We start from the raw sequence: 3,382 nt of genomic DNA, 5'->3' as shown, positions 1-3,382 counted from the left end.
AAAGCCGCCAAAGCCGCCGGTGCATGAAGTTCCGGAACCGGAAATGCCGGCACCGCAGCCTCAGCCGTATCCGCACCATCATTCACCGTACATGCCGGTCATGCCGATGCCGTTCTGCTGGATGCCGGTGTACGACATGGAGTGCATGCCGATGCATCAGATGCCGATGCCGGAGATGCCGATGCACCCGATGCCGTCCCATGAAACACCGCCTCACCAGCAGCCGTCAGGACAAATGCCCGCTCCGATGGTACCGCCGACGCTGCCGCAGAAACCGCCCGCCGTCCCGCCGATCGGGAATCCGATTGTGAATGCCGAGTCCTCATCGTTCCCGGGCAGTCCGTATCCTCAGACGGGCTGGCATCTGCATGATTCAACATCACACGACTCATCGCTGTTTTATCCGGGCCAGCATGGCGGCGGAGAGGAGATGCACATGCACCACCAGCATGACGAGTCGACATGCGGATGCGGCGGAGGCGGGGGCGCCCATGTGCCGCATGCCGTCCAGGCCGCCGCATGGCCGTACTGGCCTTCTTATCCGGCGGGCGGCTCGCAGCATTACGGCGGCTGGCCGATGTGCCACGGATGCGGCATGCCTTACCACGTCGGCGGCTGGCCGATGTGCCATATGTGCGGCACGCCGTTCCAGGCAGGTTACTGACCGGCCATGGCCGCCGGCGGAAACTTCAGGCAGATCAAGCAAAATGTCTGGAAATGGGATGTCGCGGGGAAGGGCTACTCACTGAAAAAGTATGATTCGTATGAAGTGGCGTCCAAAGTCCGGCGGATCCACGAGCGGCTGGCCGAAATCGAATTTTCCCATGTCCTCCCCGTGATCGGCGCGGCGGACGAACGGACGGTCATCCAGCCGTGGCTCGAAGGCGCCAGGCCAGCGGATTATTCAACGCGGAGCGGCAGGGGACGGACGCTTTCCGTTCTGAAATCGCTCCACGCCACTTCTGCCGACGTGAATTGGCAGGGCGTCCTCGGGCTGCACCCGTATCCGCTGCTCGCGAAATGGGAAGACCGTCTGGACCGCTTCAAGAACAGCCGGACGGATCTTGAGCCCCATATCGACAGCTCGATGTTTGAGACAACGGTATTCCACGCGGAAGAAGCACTGAAGTCGATCCGGCGATCCTATGATCCGGACGAAGGGTGCACGATCCTGCACGGCGATGTCGTCCACCATAATTTCCTGAAGGGGAAAGACGGGCGATATGTCCTCATCGATTTCGATCTTGCATGCACCGGGCCGCCGGGGACCGAGACGGCCCTTTGGATCCACCGCGTGCTGCCGCATGTCGGATACGACTTCGGCTACCTTGCGGAGGAGCACCCGTCGCTGAAACGGCTCTCCAGGTCCTCGCTCGACTTGCTTCTTTATCCGAACGAAGTGCTCAGGGAATGGCTTTACTTGCTGTCGCTTCCCGAGGAGCGGCGGGCGCACATCACCGGAAGGCTCAAACGGTTCACGGAACAGGCGCTCTCACGCTGGATTCCGCTCTGCTACCAGGTGACACAGGCGGGAAACAGGGAAGAATAAGAAAGCAGCACGGGAAAGCGGAAAAGCCGCCGTCCCGTGCTTTTTCCGGTTCCCCCGAAAGGCCGGCCGGCGCCCGCGCAGATGCGAAAAGGCGAACATCTATGCTATAATCAACGTGATGTGACAGGGGGAGAACGGTTTGTACGATTACATAAAAGGGCGCATTACGAGAGTGACGCCCGAGTATATCACGGTGGAGCAGGGAGGCATCGGCTACCAGGTCCTCACCTCGAACCCGTATGCATTCCATGCCACAGGTGAAGAGCAGCAGATCTTCACCCATCTGCACGTGCGCGAAGATGCGATGCAGCTCCTTGGATTCCGGACCGCGGAAGACCGGGAGCTGTTCCGGAAACTGATCACGGTGACGGGCGTCGGGCCAAAAGGGGCGCTCGCCATCCTCGCCGGCGGCATGACGGCTCAGGTGGTGGCCGCAATCGAGTCGGAGGATGAGAAATTCCTCGTCCGGTTCCCGGGCGTCGGCAAAAAGACCGCCCGCCAGATCATCCTCGACCTGAAGGGCAAGCTGGACGGCGTCGCGGAGCTCCCGACGCTGCTGAACCCGGAAGTCGAAGCGCCGCAGACCGGGGACAACCACGAGTTGGAAGAAGCGATGCTGGCACTCACCGCGCTCGGCTACTCCGAACGGGAGACCGACAGAATCCGGCCCCGGCTTGAAGAGGAAGAGCTCGACACGGAAGGCTATATGAAGCGCGCACTCGCCCTGCTGCTCAAGCAGGGCTGAATAACGGAATGAACCGGCCGGGTGCCGGGGATGAATGGAAAAGGGAGGTGCCAAAATGGAAGAGCGCGTCATTTCAGGGGAGATTTCCTCATTCGACGAACGGTTTGAACAGTCGCTCAGGCCGCAGCTGCTCGGCCAGTATATCGGACAGGACCGGGTGAAGCACAACCTCGGCATCTTCATCGAAGCGGCGAAGGGCCGTGAAGAATGTCTCGACCATGTGCTGCTGTACGGGCCTCCGGGACTCGGAAAGACGACGCTCGCCGCGGTCATCGCCAACGAGATGGGGGTCAACTTCCGGACGACGAGCGGGCCGGCGATCGAGCGGCCGGGCGATCTGGCGGCGATCGTCTCCTCGCTCGAGCCGGGGGATGTGCTGTTCATCGACGAAATCCACCGCCTCAGCCGGGCGATAGAGGAAATCCTTTATCCGGCGATGGAAGATTTTTCGCTCGACATCGTCGTCGGCAAAGGCCCGGAGGCGCGTTCGATCCGGCTTGACCTCCCGCCGTTCACGCTGATCGGCGCCACGACGCGCGCCGGATCGCTTTCCGCGCCGCTCCGCGACCGGTTCGGCGTACCGCTGCGCCTTGATTATTATGACCAGGACGCGCTGTCCGAAATCGTCGTCAGGAGCGCGGATATATTTGACGCGCCGATCGACCGGGACGCCGCGGCGGAGCTCGCCATGCGTTCCCGGGGAACCCCGCGGATCGCCAACCGTCTGTTAAAGCGGGTGCGCGACTATGCGCAGGTCCGGGGGAACGGGAGCATCACGCTTCCCATTGCGCAAGAAGCGCTTGAAATGCTCCAGGTCGATTCGAACGGGCTTGATCATATTGACCACAAGCTGCTGACCGCGATGATCGAGCGGTTCCGCGGCGGCCCGGTCGGCCTCGATACGATCGCCGCAAGCATCGGCGAGGAATCCGCCACGATCGAAGACGTGTACGAACCGTATCTGCTGCAGATCGGATTCCTGCAGCGGACGCCGCGCGGGCGGATGGCCACGCCCGCAGCCTATGAACATTTCGGCATGGACATGCCGGAAGACGGAAGAAGGAACCTGTAATGAACATTGAAGACTT

At 61.7% G+C, this 3,382-nt stretch carries 3 protein-coding genes and 1 pseudogene; all 4 read left to right on the top strand.

The window, feature by feature from the left end:
- Positions 1-664 (top strand): annotated as a pseudogene (locus BN1189_RS14000) (hypothetical protein); the annotation flags it as partial.
- A 6-nt stretch (positions 665-670) separates the two neighbouring features.
- A complete protein-coding gene (locus BN1189_RS13995) occupies positions 671-1,549 on the top strand; it encodes a phosphotransferase (protein ID WP_052455878.1) in 879 nt (292 codons plus the stop codon).
- A 139-nt stretch (positions 1,550-1,688) separates the two neighbouring features.
- A complete protein-coding gene (gene ruvA, locus BN1189_RS13990; protein WP_040228930.1) occupies positions 1,689-2,294 on the top strand; it encodes a Holliday junction branch migration protein RuvA in 606 nt (201 codons plus the stop codon).
- Positions 2,295-2,349: 55 nt separating this feature from the next.
- A complete protein-coding gene (gene ruvB / locus BN1189_RS13985; protein WP_040228912.1) occupies positions 2,350-3,366 on the top strand; it encodes a Holliday junction branch migration DNA helicase RuvB in 1,017 nt (338 codons plus the stop codon).
- The last annotated feature ends 16 nt before the right edge of the window (positions 3,367-3,382 follow it).

This window comes from Bhargavaea cecembensis, from assembly GCF_000826125.2.
In the GTDB taxonomy this organism is placed as follows: domain Bacteria; phylum Bacillota; class Bacilli; order Bacillales_A; family Planococcaceae; genus Bhargavaea; species Bhargavaea cecembensis_B.
This window is presented reverse-complemented; position numbering and strand designations above follow the sequence as displayed.